General features: G+C 71.6%; 15 protein-coding genes. 7 read left to right on the top strand and 8 right to left on the bottom strand.

Annotated features, from left to right (window positions below; genetic code table 11):
• Nucleotides 1-168 precede the first annotated feature (168 nt).
• Nucleotides 169-1,281, top strand: coding sequence for an ABC transporter substrate-binding protein (locus ACF06X_RS13395; protein ID WP_392287379.1), 1,113 nt, complete (start codon nucleotides 169-171; stop codon nucleotides 1,279-1,281).
• Nucleotides 1,282-1,389: 108 nt separating this feature from the next.
• On the opposite strand, the gene ACF06X_RS13390 is transcribed toward ACF06X_RS13395, so the two are convergent.
• Nucleotides 1,390-2,409 carry an alpha/beta hydrolase gene (locus ACF06X_RS13390; protein ID WP_392287378.1) on the bottom strand — a complete coding sequence of 340 codons (1,020 nt, stop codon included), beginning with the start codon at nucleotides 2,407-2,409 and terminating at the stop codon, nucleotides 1,390-1,392.
• Nucleotides 2,410-2,616: 207 nt separating this feature from the next.
• On the opposite strand from ACF06X_RS13390, the gene ACF06X_RS13385 reads away from it, so the two are divergent.
• Complete coding sequence (locus tag ACF06X_RS13385) at nucleotides 2,617-3,954, top strand: flavin-containing monooxygenase (RefSeq protein ID WP_392287377.1); 1,338 nt, start codon at nucleotides 2,617-2,619, stop codon at nucleotides 3,952-3,954.
• 19 nt (nucleotides 3,955-3,973) lie between these two features.
• On the opposite strand, the gene ACF06X_RS13380 is transcribed toward ACF06X_RS13385, so the two are convergent.
• From ACF06X_RS13380 to ACF06X_RS13350, 7 genes are all read right to left on the bottom strand, one after another.
• Nucleotides 3,974-5,197, bottom strand: a complete 1,224-nt coding sequence (locus ACF06X_RS13380) for a tryptophan dimethylallyltransferase family protein (protein ID WP_392287376.1) — start codon at nucleotides 5,195-5,197, stop codon at nucleotides 3,974-3,976.
• 104 nt (nucleotides 5,198-5,301) lie between these two features.
• A complete protein-coding gene (locus ACF06X_RS13375) occupies nucleotides 5,302-6,654 on the bottom strand; it encodes a cytochrome P450 (RefSeq protein ID WP_392287375.1) in 1,353 nt (450 codons plus the stop codon).
• 8 nt (nucleotides 6,655-6,662) lie between these two features.
• Nucleotides 6,663-7,256 carry an ATP/GTP-binding protein gene (locus tag ACF06X_RS13370; RefSeq protein ID WP_392287374.1) on the bottom strand — a complete coding sequence of 198 codons (594 nt, stop codon included), beginning with the start codon at nucleotides 7,254-7,256 and terminating at the stop codon, nucleotides 6,663-6,665.
• Nucleotides 7,231-7,608, bottom strand: coding sequence for a DUF742 domain-containing protein (locus tag ACF06X_RS13365; protein ID WP_392287373.1), 378 nt, complete (start codon nucleotides 7,606-7,608; stop codon nucleotides 7,231-7,233). Before ACF06X_RS13365 ends, ACF06X_RS13370 begins: the two co-directional genes overlap by 26 nt.
• Nucleotides 7,605-8,015: a roadblock/LC7 domain-containing protein gene (locus tag ACF06X_RS13360; RefSeq protein WP_158984454.1), complete on the bottom strand. Its 411-nt coding sequence runs from the start codon at nucleotides 8,013-8,015 to the stop codon at nucleotides 7,605-7,607. The genes ACF06X_RS13365 and ACF06X_RS13360 overlap by 4 nt, the downstream gene beginning before the upstream one ends.
• On the bottom strand, nucleotides 8,012-9,184 hold the full coding sequence (locus tag ACF06X_RS13355) for an ATP-binding protein (protein WP_392287372.1): 1,173 nt from the start codon (nucleotides 9,182-9,184) through the stop codon (nucleotides 8,012-8,014). The genes ACF06X_RS13360 and ACF06X_RS13355 overlap by 4 nt, the downstream gene beginning before the upstream one ends.
• 294 nt (nucleotides 9,185-9,478) lie before the next feature.
• A complete protein-coding gene (locus tag ACF06X_RS13350; RefSeq protein WP_392287371.1) occupies nucleotides 9,479-10,213 on the bottom strand; it encodes a 4'-phosphopantetheinyl transferase family protein in 735 nt (244 codons plus the stop codon).
• Nucleotides 10,214-10,358: 145 nt separating this feature from the next.
• Here ACF06X_RS13350 and ACF06X_RS13345 point away from each other — a divergent pair, with 145 nt between their 5' ends.
• The 5 genes from ACF06X_RS13345 (at nucleotide 10,359) to dhaM (ending at nucleotide 16,663) form a co-directional block, all read left to right on the top strand.
• The gene (locus ACF06X_RS13345; RefSeq protein WP_392287370.1) at nucleotides 10,359-11,123 is read left to right on the top strand and encodes a helical backbone metal receptor; all 765 of its coding nucleotides are present in this window, start codon (nucleotides 10,359-10,361) and stop codon (nucleotides 11,121-11,123) included.
• A gap of 141 nt (nucleotides 11,124-11,264) precedes the next feature.
• Nucleotides 11,265-14,495, top strand: coding sequence for a fused isobutyryl-CoA mutase/GTPase IcmF (gene icmF / locus ACF06X_RS13340; protein ID WP_392287369.1), 3,231 nt, complete (start codon nucleotides 11,265-11,267; stop codon nucleotides 14,493-14,495).
• 125 nt (nucleotides 14,496-14,620) lie between these two features.
• The gene (gene dhaK / locus ACF06X_RS13335) at nucleotides 14,621-15,613 is read left to right on the top strand and encodes a dihydroxyacetone kinase subunit DhaK (RefSeq protein ID WP_392287368.1); all 993 of its coding nucleotides are present in this window, start codon (nucleotides 14,621-14,623) and stop codon (nucleotides 15,611-15,613) included.
• A gap of 16 nt (nucleotides 15,614-15,629) precedes the next feature.
• On the top strand, nucleotides 15,630-16,262 hold the full coding sequence (dhaL, locus tag ACF06X_RS13330) for a dihydroxyacetone kinase subunit DhaL (RefSeq protein WP_392287367.1): 633 nt from the start codon (nucleotides 15,630-15,632) through the stop codon (nucleotides 16,260-16,262).
• A complete protein-coding gene (gene dhaM / locus ACF06X_RS13325; protein WP_392287366.1) occupies nucleotides 16,259-16,663 on the top strand; it encodes a dihydroxyacetone kinase phosphoryl donor subunit DhaM in 405 nt (134 codons plus the stop codon). Before dhaL ends, dhaM begins: the two co-directional genes overlap by 4 nt.
• The last annotated feature ends 37 nt before the right edge of the window (nucleotides 16,664-16,700 follow it).

Raw genomic sequence — 16,700 nt, 5'->3', positions numbered from 1 at the left:
CCGGCCGGTGCCGTCCCCGCAGGGGCCCTCCCGTCACGATCGCCGCCTCGGCCACCGCGGAGGAGAGCGTGACCGGAGCCGGAATTTCGCTTGCCTGCCGACGATGGCGGTGGATCCAATGACCGGCATGATCACCCGGATCGCATCGTCCCAGGGAGACACCACCCCATGAACACGCCACCATCGCCGTCCGGAGCTGATGGGACGGACAGGTCGTCCGTCCGCCTGGGCGCTCTCGCCCCGCTGACGCGGCCCGGCTGGGCCGAGGCGGGCCGACACCTGCTCGCAGGGCTCGACCTGGCCGTTCGCGAGGTCAACGACGCAGGCGGGATCGGCGGCAGACCACTGGAGCTGGTGGTCCGGGACACCGCGGCCGATCCGGAGCGGGCCGCGGCGGCCGTGGAGGAACTGGCCGGCCTGGGCGTGGCCGCCGTGGTGGGCGAGTACCACAGCGTCGTCGCCCGCGCCGCCGCCGCCCGGGCGGACGCCCTCGGTGTGCCGTTCCTCTGCTCGTCCGGAGTGCTCGACGCGCTCACCGACGAGCCGACGGAGTGGGTCGCGCGCCTGGCCCCGGCGCAGTCCCGCGGCTGGCGGATCTACGGGGACTTCCTCCTCGCAGCGGGCCGGCGTCGGATCGCCGTGGCGACCCAGCCGAGCGTCTACTGGGCGTCCGGGGCCCGCGTCCTGCGGGACCACCTCGCTCCCCGCGGCGGCACCGTCGTCGAGCTCGACGCGAACGCGCTCACCCCGGAGGCCCTGTGCGACGCCCTCGTCGACCACGGCGCGACGGCGCTCCTCCTGCTGGTCGGCCATCCGGAACCGGCCGTGCCGATCGTCAGGGCCGTCCGGGGCGACCGGCGGCTCGCGGAGATCCTGATCGGCGCTCCGGCCGGGCAGCCGGAGTTCGCCGGGTGGGCGGCGGCGCTGGGTGAGGACGGCGCCGGGATCCCGTTCCTGCGCTACCTGCCCGAGCGCCTCGGTGCGCTCGGCGAACGTGTCGGGAAGGAGCTCCGCGAGCGGCTGGGCGAAGCGCCCTCCTTCGTCGCCTTCGAGGGCTGGGACACCGTCACCGTCCTCGCCGAGGCGCTGCGTTCCCACGGCACGGACCGGGCGGCCGTCGCCGAGTCCTGGCCGCGCGTGGCGGTCGAGGGGACCCGCGGGGCCATCCGGTTCTCCCGCACGCCGGGCATCGGCGTGTGGCAATGGGCGTGGGCACCGATCCAGGTCGTCGATCGCGACCCGGCGGAACCGTTCCGCTTCCGTACCCTCCACACGGGCTGAGAGCCCGGAAATGCCACCGGCGCGCGGTCACGCGCCCGGCGTCAGGTTATTGATCATGGTGAGCATGTCTCAGTGACCGTTACGCCATTCGCCGGAGCGCGAGGTCGGTTACGCGAGGAGGCGCCGGAGCCAGCGCGTGCGGGCGTCGCGGGCGTCCTGGCTGACGGCCGCCCGCGGCGCCACGCTGTCGAAGCCGTGGCAGGCCCCGGGCCACACGTGCAGTTCGGCCCGGCCGCCGGCCCGCCAGATGGCGTTCGCGTACGCCACGCCCTCGTCCCGGAACATCTCGGCCGATCCGACGTCGACGTACGCCGGGGGAAGACCGGAGAGGTCCGTGGCGCGGGAGGGGGCCGCGTAGGGCGGCAGGTCCGCGGCGCCGTAGCGGTCGCCCAACAGCGCCTTCCAGACGGTCGTGTGGGAGGTGAGGTCCCAGATGTCGAGGCCCGTCATCTGGTGCCTGGAGAAAGTGTCGCGGTCGTCGAGCATCGGGGACAGCAGCAGTTGGCCCACGGGGGTGGGACCGCCGCGGTCGCGGGTCAGCAGGGCGAGGGCGGCGGCGAGTCCGCCGCCGGCGCTCTTGCCTCCGATGACGATGCGGTCCGCGTCGATGCCGAGTTCGGTCGCGTGCCGGGCCGCCCAGACCAGTCCGGCGTAACAGTCCTCCAGGGGGCCGGGGTACCGCGTCCCCGGCGCCAGCCGGTACTCGACCGAGACGACGGCCAGTTCCAGCGGAGCGGCCCATTCGCGGAGGATCCTCGGGAGCACGGACCACGCGTTGCCCATGATCATCGCGCCGCCGTGCAGGTAGTACAGGAGGGGCAGCGGCCCCGTGAGCCCGGCCGGGCGCGCGCTCACGACCGTGACCTCCGGCCCGTCCGGCGGTCCGGGCACCGTGCACTCCGTGACCTCGAAACGGCCGCCGACGCGCAGGTCCTCGACCGTCGGCCTGGGCCGGGACGCGGCGTCCCGCCGCTGCCGGGCCGCCAGGTTCTCGGGGGTGACCGGCTCCCTCGCCCCCGCGCTCAAGCCCTCCAGTACGGCCGTGAGTTCCGGATCGAAGGGGGGAACCGCCCTCGGTGCCGGGACGCTTCCGGACTCCGACGCCGCGCCGCGGCCGCTCGTACCCATACGGGTATCCCATCACACCGTGGCCGGCGGCACAGGGGTCCTGGACCGGCGATCGGTATCGTGAGGCGACCGGGGTCCCGCGCCGACCAGATCCCCGCTGTGATCCACATCGCTGGTGTGAGGCGGGGGTCGGCGGTGTGAGGCGGGGGTCGGCTGGGCAGTCAACGCCCGGTGCAAGGACGGATGATGTTCTCTGGAGGGGGATCCTTGGACGGATCACGTGCTGTCGACAACGCCACCGCGGCGACCGTGTGCGTCATCGGTGCCGGGTTGTCAGGGCTGGCGACCGCACACGCTCTCGCGAGCAGGGGCATCGACTTCGTCTGCCTGGAGAAGGCTCCCGACGTCGGAGGGATCTGGCGCCGGCCGGGGGCGGGCGAGCGGGGTCCGGCCTATGCGTCCCTGCATCTCAACACCGCCAAGCAGCTGACCGGTTACGCCGACTTCCCGATGCCGTCCGAGCTGCCGCTCTACCCCCGGCACAGCGATGTGGCCGCCTATCTGCGGTCCTTCGCCGAGTGGGCCGGCCTGCTGCCCCGTATCGAGCTGCGTACCGAAGTGCTCTCCGTACGGCAGGGCCTCGACGGCGTCTGGACGGTCGTCAGCCGGGACGCGCGAGGAGAGACGACGGAGCGGCGTTTCGAGCAGGTGATCGTCGCCTCGGGCCACAACACGGAGGCGGCGCTGCCGGATCCGCTGCCGCCGGGCTCCGAATCCTTCGGCGGAACGATTCTCCACTCGATGGACTTCCACGACGGGCGCGACTTCGCCGGGCAGCGCGTCGTCGTGGTGGGGCTGGGGGCGTCGGCGGTGGACATCGCCTCGGATCTCTCCCGGCACGCCGCGCGCACCGTGCTCTCCGTCCGCCGGGGGCTGCACATCGTGCCCAAGCAGCTCTTCGGCATGTCCGTGGACCTGATCGCCGACGCGCCGTGGTGGAGCAGCATGTCCTTCCCCGAGCAGCGGCGCTTCGTCGAGCAGGCGCTGCTCGTGGCGCGGGGCAGGCTGGCGGAGTACGGACTGCCCGAGCCCGACCACCCGATCTTCTCCTCGGCCGTGACCATCTCGGACGAGATCCTCAGCCGGATACGGCACGGCGCGGTGACGCCGAGGCCCGCGATCGCCTCCCTGGCGGGCAGTACGGTCTCCTTCACCGACGGAAGCTCGGAGGAGGCGGACGCGATCGTCTACTGCACCGGTTTCCGCATGGCGTTCCCCTTCCTCCCCGACGGCTGCCCGGCGGGTCCCCGGCAGGGTGCGGTCGAGCTGTACAAGCGCGTCGTCGCACCCCACCGGCCCGGGCTGTACTTCGTCGGCCTGATCCGCCCCGTGGGCTCGATCACCCGGCTCGTGGAGGCCCAGGCGCGGTGGGTGGCGCGGATCGTCGGCGGCGACATCGGCCTGCCGTCCACGCGGGACATGCGCGAGGAGATCGGCACGTACCTGAGCGGTATAGAGGAGCGCTACGGTCTGACCGAGGGCGCCTCCATCCAGGTGGACGTCGGCTCCTACCTGCGGGAGTTGCGCGAGTTGCAGGACGCGTAGCCGCGGGCGGCCGGGAGCCTCAGTGGACGGCTTCCGGCCGAGGTGTCCGTGCGGCGGCGGTGACCGGTGGCCTGACCTCGTACGCCTCCGAGGAGATGTACGCGTTCATCCGCGGCGGCCGGCCCTGCTGGTAGGCGAGTCCCAGGTACGCGATGAGGCCCACGCCGTCCTGGAGCCGGCGCGAGGTGACGGCGGCGAGGGCCCGGACGAGCGGGGCGGGGTCCATGCCGTGGCGGCGGAGGACGGCCACCGCCCGGTCGAGGGCCTCGCCGTCGTGGCGGGCGTAGTCGCGGACCGGGATGTGCAGGGTGAACCCGCTGGGCAGGCCGGTCCGGCTCTCGGTGAAGGCGTGGCAGCTCAGGCCGGGCCGGCGGTCGAGCGGTACGTCCGGGTGCCCGAAGCCGTCGGCGTCGACGTCCTGGCCGGCCGCGGTACGGAAGAACCGCTGGATCTCCGCCCGCCCCGGGCCGCCGTCCAGGCGGGAGAGGCCGGCCGCTCCCGCCGCCGACAGGTCGTGGTGCGCGAGGTAGACCTTCACCCGGGGTTCCTGCCAGTCGCCCAGGTCCAGGGCGAAGAAGAGGTGGCGGTCGCCCTCCGGCAGCGCCGCGAACGCCCGGCGGTGGCCGAGCCGGCGCAGGGCCTCCCGTACCGTATCGGCGGAACGTTCCTGCCCGGACGCCGCGGGGTTCAGATACACCTTGACCCTGGGCACCCCGCCGGGGAGCAGCTCCAGCGCGCACCAGAGCGCCAGTGGGCCTTGGGGGTTCGGCGGGAAGAAGAGGTCCTCCAATTCGTCCAGCCGCTTCGTGCTGAACCCCCAGTCGCGCGCCATCGCGCGGACGACCCGCAGTCCGGTCCGGCCGTTCTCCGCCAGGCCGCCGGCGCCGTAGCCGGGCTCCAGCAGCACGCGCAGTGTCGGGTCGCCGTCCGGGACGAAGGCGAGCGAGAACTCCACCGGCGTGTGGTCGTCCGAGAGGAAGGACCGCTCCGGCGGCAGAGCGAGCGGCCGCTCGGCGACGGGGCCCAGCGCGGTCAGCAGCGTCTGCGCGTACGCCACGGAGTCGGCCCCGGTCAACCCCACGGCCTCGCTCAGCCGCAGGACCTGTCTCGCCGCGTGACCGCCGAGCGTTTCCGTACTGCGCCTGAGCGCCCAAGAAGATACCCGCCCGGTTGGGCGGGTATCGAGGGGGCCGAACTCGCTGTGACCTTGCATGAAACCGGCGTCGGTGGATATGCGCTCCACGACACCTCCTTCGCCTCGTAAGCACTCCGGAACAACGCGGTGCTCACTACCCGACTGACGGATCGTTCATGCGAGGGCCGGGCAGCCAAGGGGAGTTGTGTCCGTCACTTCGCCAGCCAGTTGAGGAACTGGCTCCACATTCCGCCGCGTTCGCGCCTGCGGCCCGCCTCGCCCGCCTGCGGGCGTGTGGCGGTATCGGGACGTGCCTGCGTGCTGCCGGTCCGGCGCACGGTCGTGACCGGGGTGAACCGGGCGGGCAGGGTGACGAGACCCCGGTTGAAGGGGCCCGGGCGCCAGACGAGGCTGTCCTCCGGCACGGACGGTTCGACGTCGGGGAGCTGGTTGAGCAGGTTCTCGATGGCGGTGACGGTGATCTGCCTGGCGGGCTCCTTCGACGGGCAGGCGTGCGGGCCCGCGCTCCACGCCAGGTGGGAGCGGTTGCTGCCGGCCTGGCGTGCGGCGGACAGCTTCGGTCCCGTGTTGGCGGCCGCGAAGCTGACCAGCACGAGATCGCCCGCCTGGAACTTCTGCCCCGCGAACTCCATGTCGGCGGCCGGGTAGTGCGCCGCGTAGTTGGACATGGGCGGGTTGTCCCACAGGGTGTCTTCGAGGGCCTCGTCGATCAGGCCGCCGCCGTCGGCGTACCGGTCGTCGGTGAGCAGCCGGTGCAGGGTGTTGCCGATGAGGTTGCCCAGCGGGTCGGTGCCCGCGCCGAGGAGCAGGGCGACCTGATGGACCATCTCCTCGTCGGTCAGCCTCGCCTGATGCTGCATCAGCCAGGAGGTGACGTCCTCGCCCGGCCTGGCGCGCTTGAGCGCGACCAGTTCGCCGACGGCGCCGAACAGGACCTCGACGGCTCGCTCGGCGTTGACGCCGTCGAACATGCCGGTGATGCCGAACAGCACCCGGTCCCCGATGTCGGCGGGACAGCCGAAGAGTTCGTTGAAGACGAAGAGCGGCAGCTGCCTGGCGTAGTCGCCGAGCAGGTCGGCGGAGCCGCGCGCGCCGAACTGCGAGATGAGGTACTCGGAGACCTGCTCGGTGGTCCGGGTCAGCTTGCGCGCGTCGACGCGGGCCATGCTGTCCGTGATCGCCTGGCGCAGCCGCAGGTGCTCGGCCCCGTCGCTGAACATGCTGTTGGGCCGGTACGCCAGCGCGGGCACGACCGGGCTGTCCGGGCTCACCAGACCTTCGTTGAGGTCCCGCCAGCGGCGGGCGTCCTTGCGGAAGGAGCCGGAGTCCTGGAGCAGTTGCAGCGCCGTGGCGTAGTCGGTGACGAGGGTGGCCTCCACCCCCGGAGCGAGCTCGACGGGCGCGGTCGGACCGAAGTGGCGCAGATAGGAGTAGTACGCCTGGGGATCGGCCGCGAACTCCGGTCCGTACAGCGGCACCCGGCCGCCGTCCTGGTGGGCCGGGCATCCGGGCGGGGGCGCGGGGGTGGTGGGTTGAGCGTCCATGTCTGCTCCTAGTGAGCGCGGTCCAGCAAGTAGCGGACGAGTGTGATCAGCGCGTCGGCGGACGACTTCTCGTCGCGCGCGTCGCAGGTGACGACCGGGGTGTCGTCGAGCAGGTCCAGCGCCTCGCGCAGCGCCCGGTGCTCGCGGTCCGGCGTGCCGTCGAAGCGGTTGACGGCGATCGCGTAGTCGAGGCCGTACTGCTCGATCAGGTCGATCACGGCGAAGGAGTCGGCGAGACGCTCGGGGTCGACCAGGACCAGCGCACCGAGCGCGCCGCGCGCCATGTCCTCCCACATCTGTACGAACCGCTGCTGGCCCGGCGTTCCGAACAGGTAGAGCACGACGCGGTCGCTGATGGTCAGACGGCCGAAGTCCATGGCCACCGTGGTGGTGGTCTTGCTCCGGACGCCCTTGAGGTCGTCGAACGACTCGCCGGCGCGGGTCATCGTCTCCTCGGTGGACAGCGGAGGGATCTCCGATATCGCGCCGATGAAGGTGGTCTTGCCGACCGCGAAGTGACCGACGACGAGGATCTTCACGGCGGTCTGGGTCGCCCCGCCGCGGACGTACGCCTGCTCATCCAAACTTGGTGCGGAGTCCATTCAGCACCTCCTCGAGGATCTGCCGGTCGGCCAGCCGGGCACGCTGCACGGGAGGCCGGGTGATGAGGTAGCCGCCCTCGGTGAGGGCGGAGAGGAGGATCTTCACGACGCCCATGGGCAGCCGTGTGTGTCCCGCGATCTCGGCGACGGAGAGATAGCCGGCGGTGCACAGCTCCAGCAGGCTCTGCTCCTCGGGAGAGAGCCGGGTCGGACGCTGCCGGTCGTCGCTCGCCGCGGTGACCAGGGTGATCAGGGACAGCTGCTCCTCGTCCGGCAGACCGCGCCCCTTGGTGATGACGTACGGGCGTACTAACTCGGCGGCCTCGGGCTCCCGTTCGTCGAAGCCGGTCATGAGCGGGCGCCGAGGTTCTCGCGCGGCGGCGTCGTCAGGACCTTGCCCAGCTGGCCGACGAGCTGCTGCATCCGGAAGGTGATGTCCTGCATGTCGACGTCCGGCGAGGCCGAGACGCCGAGGTAGGCGCCCTCCCCGGCGGAGATCAGGAAGACCCAGCCGCCGTCGAACTCGACGAGCGTCTGCCGCCACCGGAGCTGGCCGCCGTGGCCGCCCTCGACGAAGAACCCGAGCGAGCGGCTGAGTGACTGCACGCCGCTCATCGCGGCGGCGACCGTGTCCGCGTTGTCCCGGTCGAAGTCCTTCGTCCGGGCCATCAGCAGGCCGTCGGCGGATATCAGGACCGCGTGCAGCGCCCCGGGTATCTCCAAGGCGCTGTCAAGCATCCATGACAGATCGTCGTTCACGAGACCTCATGCCCTTCGCTGCTCGCATCACGTGTGCTGCTCGTCTGGTCCGCCGTGTCCGGGCCCGTGGCCCGTCCGGACTGGGTGCCGCGCTGGAACGCCCCCATGATCGCCGCGGTCTCCGCACCGGAGCGCGCCGACGTGGGTGTCGTGGCCGCGGTGGTGCCGGGCACGATGGCCATCGGCCGCTTGCGGCGGCGCCTCGGGAGACCGTCGTCGGTCGAGGACGCGGTCAGCGCCGGTTCGGGGCCGTGCGGGTCCGTCGCGGAGGCGGCGGGGACGGCCGGCGCCGGGGCCTTCTTGTCGGGCATGCCGGTGAGCAGGTCGTGCGGCAGGAGAAGGACCGAACGGACGCCGCCGTACGGGGAGTCGGAGTCGACCGACACCTCGAAGCCGTAGCGCTCGCAGAGCACGCCGATCACCGCGAAACCGAACTGCGGCGGGCTGCCGAGGCCGGAGACGCCGGTGACCCGCTCGCTGGAGAGGAGCTTGGCGGCCTTGGCCCGCTCCTCGTCGTTCATGCCGACACCGGCGTCGTCGACGACGATGCACACGCCCTTGGGGACGGTACGGATATTGATCTCGACGACCGTGTCCGGGCTGGAATAGCTGGTGGCGTTGTCGAGCAGCTCGGCGAGAGCCAGCGCCACCGGTTCGACGGCGCGGCTGGTGATGCCGAAGTCGACCTGGGAGAGGATTTCCACCCGTCGGTAGTGGCGGATCCTGCCCTGCGCGCTGCGGACCACGTCGTACACCGAGGCGACGTCGCGCTGGCGGCCCAGCCAGCCGTCACAGAGCACGGCGATGGACTGCGCCCGCCGGCCGAACTGGGAGTTCGTGTGGTCGATCTCCAGGAGGTCCTGGAGAATGACCGACTCGCCGTACTTGTTCTGCAACTTGGAGATGATCAGCTGCTGTTCGGCGGCGAGGCCCTGAAGCGTCCGCATCGCGGACTTGAGGACGGATTTCGTCGCGTCCTGGGCCCGCTCCTTCTCCGCCTCGACAGATTGCGAGTAACTGGTCTCCAGCTCGGAATAATGGGTCTTGAGCCCTTCGATCTCCCGCCGCAGAGCCCGCGCCGCCCGGCGCTGGCGGACGATGACGACGACTGCGCCAAGGACGGCGACAAGGAGGGCCCAGAGCACTGGATTCTGTATGTAACGGGTCATAAGACTCTCTTCAGGCGACCGACGGCCCGCTGCCGATTCCGTCAATTGCGGGCGGACCGGCGGACTTTCCGTACCCGGTATGACGCCCGAATGTCCCCCGTGGCCGGAGATGCCACATTGCATCCATCCGCCGCTCCGTAAGCGCGATGATCGTATCACCGAGCACCGAACACATGACTGAGCGTCAATATGGGGGCGAGTGTGGGTCATTGGCCCCGTCGGAAGCCGAGTCTGTCAGGTGCGATTCGGGGCGCTACAGCTACGGGCCACGGGCTACGGACTTCGGACTTCGGACTACGAGGGAACAGGCTCGGTCCGCGGAAGACCGGTCGGCGGGGTCGCGGCCGAGCCGAGCAGCGCGGGCGCGCCCGACGCCACCGCGAGCAGGGCGCGCCGGCCCGGGTCGGTGAAGTCGAGCAGCTGGAAGTCCTCGAAGCGGTGGACCGCCGGGGCGGGGCCGGGAGGGCCGAGGGGCAGCGCGGAGAGGTCGAGCCGCCCCAAGGTGTCCAGCTCCGCGCGGCCGACCTTGATCAGCGCCTCCTTGCGCACCCAGAGCCGCAGAAAGGCCGCCTTCGGGTCGGCGTGACTCCGGACGAGCTCCAGCTCGGCGGGGGCCAGTACCCGCTCCTCGGTCAGGGCGTCCGACGCCTTGTCCAGGCGCTCGACGTCCACTCCGATCGGCGCGAGACCGGCGGCCGCGGCGACCACGCCGGCCGAGTGCGACAGGCTAAGGTGTACGTCGGGCCGGTCGACGAGCAGCGGGCGTCCGTGCCCGGGACGGTCGCAGCCCGGGCAGTGCTGGGCAAACGCCACGTCGGCGGGTCCGACCCTCAGCAGCCGTGCGGCACAGAGCCGGACCAGCAGGTGGGCGGCGACGAAGTCGCGCCGGTCGCGGTCGTGCCGGAACCGGCCCGCCCGCTCGCGCTCCGCCTGATTCAGCAGCCCTTCGTCCGCCTCGGGATGCGCCAGGACCTCCTCGGTGGTCGCCAGCACCACCGGCGACCCGGCGGCCGGCGTCACGTCCTTCATCCTCAGGCCCCCCGTGCTCGTCGCCGGTGAGGCTACGGCGCGGGACCCGTCACCATCAACCCGTCACCATCAAGCGGAGCCGTGTCGCCGGACGTCCTACGATCGCCTCACCCCCACCGACCGGTCACAACCGAGGGAGCCGGCAATGCCGCCGCTGTACGACGACATGGGCACCGCCATGAACCTGGCCGGTCCGCCGCGACGGGTGGTGTCGCTGGTGCCGTCGCTGACGGAGGCGATCGCCACCAGCCTTCCCGACGTCCTGGTGGGGGCGACCGAGTGGTGCACCCACCCCGCCGGACTCGACGTGACGCGGGTGCGCGGCACCAAGAACCCGGACCGCGGGGCGATCGCGCGGCTGCGCCCGGATCTCGTGATCGCGAACAAGGAGGAGAACCGGGAGCTCGACGTCACCCGATTGCGCGCCGCGGGCGTACCGGTGTGGGTGACCGTCGTCGAGACCGTTCCGCAGGCCCTGGACTCGCTGGAGCGGCTGTTCGTCGAGGCGCTCGACGCGCCCGTCCCCGACTGGCTCACCACCGCGCGGGAGCTCTGGACGGGCCCGCTCCCCGACGTCGCCGCCACCGCCGCGATCCCGATCTGGCGGGACCCCTGGATGGTGGTCGGGAGGTCCACCTTCACCGGCGACCTGCTGCGCCGGGCGGGTGTCGCCAATGTGTTCGCCGAGCTCCAGGACCGCTATCCGCACGCGGCCCTGGAGGAGATCGACCGGCCTGACGTGGACGTCGTCCTGCTGCCCGACGAGCCCTACGTGTTCACCGGTACGGATGGCCCCGAGGCGTTCCGTCGCGCGCCGACCCGCCTGGTCAGCGGCAGACTGATCACCTGGTACGGCCCTTCGCTCCTGGAGGCGCACACCGCGCTGAAGTGGCTCGTCGCCACGCTGTGAGCCGTGCCGGAAGGGCGGGCTCCGGCCGGTCGCCGACCGATCCCTGTGCTCGTCGTCACACCACCCTCACCCCGAGAATTTACTAGGACGTCCTAGTATCTTGTTCGTCAGCGTTCTCCTGGCCCATCTGGGAAGGCCCCCATGAGCGATCTGCACCGCCCCGTGCATCCCGTCCGCCTGGTCACAGCGTCAGCCCTGTTCGACGGGCACGACGCGTCGATCAACATCATGCGGCGGATCTTCCAGTCCCAGGGCGCCGAGGTCATCCACCTCGGACACAACCGGTCGGTGCTCGAGGTCGTGGACGCGGCGCTCGAGGAGGACGCGCACGGCGTGGCCGTCTCGTCCTACCAGGGCGGGCATGTGGAGTACTTCGAGTACCTGGTCGAGTCGCTGCGCGAGCGGGGCGCGGACCACATCCGCGTCGTGGGCGGCGGGGGCGGCGTGATCGTGCCGGAGGAGATCGCCCGGCTGCGCGGGAGCGGAGTGACCATCTTCTCCCCCGAGGACGGCCAGCGGCTCGGCCTCGCCGGGATGGTCAACTCGGTGATCCGGGACTGCGACTTCGACCTCTGGGACGGCAAGCCGGCCGACGCCGCCGCCGTCCTCGCCGGTGACCGCTTCGCGGTCGCCCGCGCCATCACCGGCGCCGAACTGGGCAAGCTGCCCACAGACCTCCTGGAACAGCTGCGTGCCGCCGCGGCGGCACGGGTCACGCCGGTGCTCGGCATCACCGGCACCGGCGGCTCGGGCAAGTCGTCCCTGACCGACGAGCTGGTACGCCGGTTCCGCGTCGACCAGCAGGACAAGCTGCGGATCGCGGTGATCGCGGTGGACCCGACCCGCCGCCGTGGCGGTGGCGCGCTGCTCGGTGACCGGATCCGGATGAACTCCCTGGAAGGGGGCCGGGTCTTCTTCCGGTCCCTGGCCACCCGCGGCAGCCACGAGCTGCCCGAGCACCTCTCCGATGTGATCGACGTGGTGAAGGCCGCCGGGTTCGACCTGGTGATCGTCGAGACGCCGGGCATCGGCCAGGGCGACGCGGCGATCGTGCCGTACGTCGACACCTCGATGTACGTGATGACGCCGGAGTTCGGCGCCGCCTCGCAGCTGGAGAAGATCGACATGCTCGACTTCGCCGACGTGGTGGCGATCAACAAGTTCGAGCGGCGCGGCGCCAAGGACGCGCTGCGCGACGTGAGCCGCCAGCTCATCCGTAACCGCGAGGCCTTCGGCAAGAAGCCCGAGGACATGCCGGTGTTCGGCACCTCGGCGGCGACGTTCAACGACGACGGTGTCACCGCGCTCTACCAGCACCTGACGCCCGCTCTCGCCGAGAAGGGGCTGCCGCTGGCCGAGGGCACGCTGCCGCGGGTGGACGTACGCCACTCCTCCGGCATCCGGCAGGTGGTCCCCGCGGAACAGGTGCGCTACCTCGCCGAGATCACCGAGACCATCCGCGCCTACCACGCCGAGACCGAGCAGCTGGCCGAGGCGGCCCGGCGGGTGCAGCGCCTCGACCTGGTGAAGGGCGAACTCGTCGAGGCCGGCTCCGACGCCGACGGCGTGGCCTCGCTGCTCGACGACGCCCGCAGGCGGCTCCCGCACGAGATCGCGGAGCAGATCGAACGCTGGCCCGCCGTCGTGGCGTCCTACTCCGGCGACGAGCAGGTCGTGAAGGTCCGGGACAAGGAGCTGCGCACCAAGCTGACCCGCGAGTCCCTGTCGGGCAACAAGGTCCCCCGCGTGGCGCTGCCCCGGTTCAACGACCACGGGGAGCTGGTGCGGTTCTGGCGCCGGGAGAACCTGCCCGGCTACTTCCCGTTCACCGCCGGGGTGTTCCCGTTCAAGCGCGACGGCGAGGACCCGGCCCGGATGTTCGCCGGCGAGGGCGACCCGTTCCGTACCAACCGCCGGTTCAAGCTGCTGTCCGAGGGCCAGCCGGCCACCCGCCTGTCCACCGCCTTCGACTCGGTGACGCTCTACGGCCGTGACCCGGGCGAGCGCCCCGACATCTACGGCAAGGTCGGCACCTCCGGCGTCTCGGTCGCGACCCTGGAGGACATGAAGGCGCTGTACGACGGCTTCGACCTGGTCGCGCCGACGACCTCGGTGTCGATGACGATCAACGGTCCGGCCCCCACCGTCCTCGCGTTCTTCCTCAACACCGCCATGGACCAGCGGATCGAAGCGTTCCGCGCCGCCGAGGGCCGCGACCCGTCGCCCGAGGAGGAGGCCGAGCTGCGGGCGCACGCCTTGGCGAACGTGCGCGGCACGGTGCAGGCCGACATCCTGAAGGAGGACCAGGGCCAGAACACCTGCCTGTTCTCCACCGAGTTCTCCCTGCGGATGATGGCCGACATCCAGGAGTGGTTCATCGAGAACAAGGTCCGCAACTTCTACTCGGTGTCCATCTCCGGCTACCACATCGCCGAGGCGGGGGCCAACCCCATCAGCCAGCTGGCCTTCACCCTGGCCAACGGCTTCACGTACGTCGAGGCCTATCTGGCCCGGGGCATGCACATCGACGACTTCGCCCCGAACCTGTCGTTCTTCTTCTCCAACGGCATGGACCCGGAGTACTCCGTACTGGGCCGCGTCGCCCGCCGCATCTGGGCGGTCGCGATGAAGCGGAAGTACGGCGCCAACGAGCGCTCGCAGAAGCTGAAGTACCACGTCCAGACGTCCGGGCGCTCCCTGCACGCCCAGGAGATGGACTTCAACGACATCCGCACCACCCTGCAGGGGCTCATCGCCATCTACGACAACTGCAACAGCCTGCACACCAACGCCTACGACGAGGCCGTCACCACCCCCACCGAGGAGTCGGTCCGCCGGGCCCTGGCCATCCAGCTGATCATCAACCGGGAGTGGGGCCTGGCGATGAACGAGAACCCGCTCCAGGGCTCGTTCGTCATCGACGAACTCACCGACCTGGTCGAGGAGGCCGTCCTGGCCGAGTTCGAGCGGATCAGCGAGCGCGGCGGCGTCCTCGGCGCGATGGAGACCGGCTACCAGCGCGGCCGCATCCAGGACGAGTCGATGCTCTACGAGCAGCGCAAGCACGACGGCACGCTGCCCATCATCGGCGTCAACACCTTCCGCAACCCGCACGCGGAGACGGCCGAGCCCGGTGTCATCGAGCTGGCCCGCGCGACCGAGGAGGAGAAGCAGTCCCAGCTGCAGCGCGTACGGGACTTCCAGGACCGCCACCGCGACCAGGCGCACGACGCCCTGGCCGCCCTCAAGGAGGCGGCGGTGAGCGGCCGGAACGTCTTCGCCGTCCTCATGGACGCCGCCCGCGTCTGCTCCCTCCAGCAGATCACCGAGGCGTTCTTCGAGATCGGCGGCCAGTACCGGCGCAACGTCTGACCGCCTCCTCACGTACACGCACCTCCGTGCGCGCTCCTCACGTACACGCGCCCGGACGGTGCGGCGTCCGGGCCGGGCATATGGGCAGACTGAGGGCTCCTGCTCATCCCATCAGGAGGTACTCCGTGAGGATGCTGATCAACGTTCCCGAGACCGTGGTCGCCGACGCGCTACGGGGCATGGCCGCCGCGCATCCCGAGCTCACCGTCGATGTCGAGCACCGCGTGGTCATGCGGCGGGACGCTCCCGTCGCCGGCCGGGTGGCGCTGGTGTCGGGCGGCGGGTCCGGGCACGAGCCGATGCACGGCGGGTTCGTGGGGCCCGGGATGCTGGCGGCGGCGTGTCCCGGGGAGGTGTTCACCTCGCCCGTGCCCGATCAGATGGTGCGGGCCGCCGCGGCCGTCGACTCCGGGGCCGGGGTGCTGTTCGTCGTCAAGAACTACACCGGGGACGTGCTCAACTTCGAGATGGCCGCCGAGCTCGCCGAGGACGAGGGCATCCAGATCGCCAAGGTGCTGGTGAACGACGACGTGGCGGTCACCGACAGTCTGTACACGGCCGGGCGGCGCGGGACCGGGGCGACCCTCTTCGTGGAGAAGATCGCCGGCGCCGCGGCGGAGGAGGGCGCGCCGCTGGAGCGGGTCGAGGCGATCGCGCGGCGGGTGAACGAACGCTCGCGCTCCTTCGGGGTGGCGCTGAGCGCCTGCACCACACCCGCCAAGGGCGGTCCCACCTTCGACCTGCCCCCGGGCGAGCTGGAGTTGGGGATCGGGATCCACGGCGAGCCGGGGCGCGAGCGGCGGCCGATGATGACCTCGGGCGAGATCGCGGACGTCGCCGTCGATGCCGTACTGGAGGACCTGCGGCCGTCCGGGCCGGTTCTCGCCCTGGTGAACGGGATGGGCGCCACACCGCTGCTCGAACTGTACGGCTTCCATGCCGAGGTGCAGCGGGTGCTGAACGAACGCGGGGTGCCGGTCGCCCGGGCCCTGGTGGGGAACTACGTGACCTCGCTGGACATGGCCGGCTGCTCGGTGACGCTGTGCGAGGCCGACGAGGAGATCCTGCGCCTGTGGGACGCGCCCGTGCGGACGCCCGCCCTGCGCTGGGGCCGGTGACGAGGGGATGACGGACATGAGCGACATGAACGGGCCGGAAAGCGGGGGCGCGCTCGACGCCGCCTTCTTCACTCGCTGGCTCACCGCCGCCGCGGCGGCCGTCGACCGCGAGGCCGACCGCCTGACCGAGCTCGACTCGGCGATCGGCGACGCCGACCACGGCGCCAACCTCAAGCGCGGCTTCGCCGCCGTACGGGACGTACTGGACAAGGAGCCGCCCCCGACGCCGGGGGCCGTACTCATCACCGCCGGACGGCAGTTGATCTCCACCGTCGGCGGCGCCTCCGGGCCGCTGTACGGGACGTTGCTGCGCCGGACCGGCAAGGAGCTCGGCGAATCCGCGACCGTGACCAGGGAGGAGCTGGCGGCCGCGCTGAGCGCCGGGGTCGCCGCCGTGAGCCGGCTCGGCGGGGCTCAGGCCGGTGACAAGACGATGCTGGACGCGCTCTTCCCGGCCGCCGAGGCGCTGGGCGAGTCCTTCGACGCGGCCCGGGACGCGGCCGAGCGGGGCGCCCTCGCGACCGTGCCGCTCCAGGCGCGCAAGGGCAGAGCCAGCTATCTGGGCGAGCGGTCGATCGGGCACCAGGACCCGGGCGCGACCTCGTCGGCGCTGCTGATCGCCGCCCTCGCGGAGGTGGCGACCGGATGAGCGGGCCGGTGGGGATCGTGCTCGTCTCGCACAGCGCGGCCGTGGCCCACGCCGTCGCCGAACTGGCCCAGGGGCTCGCGGGCGGCGGGGCGACCGCGCCGATCGCCCCGGCGGGCGGCACCCCGGACGGCGGCCTCGGGACCAGCTCGGAGCTGATCGTCGAGGCGGCGGAGGCGGTCGACCGGGGCGCCGGAGTGGCCCTGCTCGTCGATCTGGGCAGCGCCGTACTGACCGTCAAGGCGCTCCTGGCGGAGGAGGACGAGCTGCCCGAGGGGTCCCGGCTCGTGGACGCCCCGTTCGTCGAGGGCGCCGTCGCGGCCCTCGTCACGGCCTCGGCCGGCGGGGACCTGGACGCGGTGGTGGCGGCGGCCTCGGAGGCGTACGGCTACCGGAAGGAATGAGCGGAACAGGTCGCGAGGCGCTCGTCACAGAGCGCCT

Origin of the sequence: Streptomyces sp. NPDC015346, from assembly GCF_043078785.1 — a bacterium.
GTDB lineage: Bacteria > Actinomycetota > Actinomycetes > Streptomycetales > Streptomycetaceae > Streptomyces.
The sequence above is the reverse complement of the archived record's forward strand: the minus strand, read 5'-3'. Positions and strand labels throughout refer to the sequence as shown.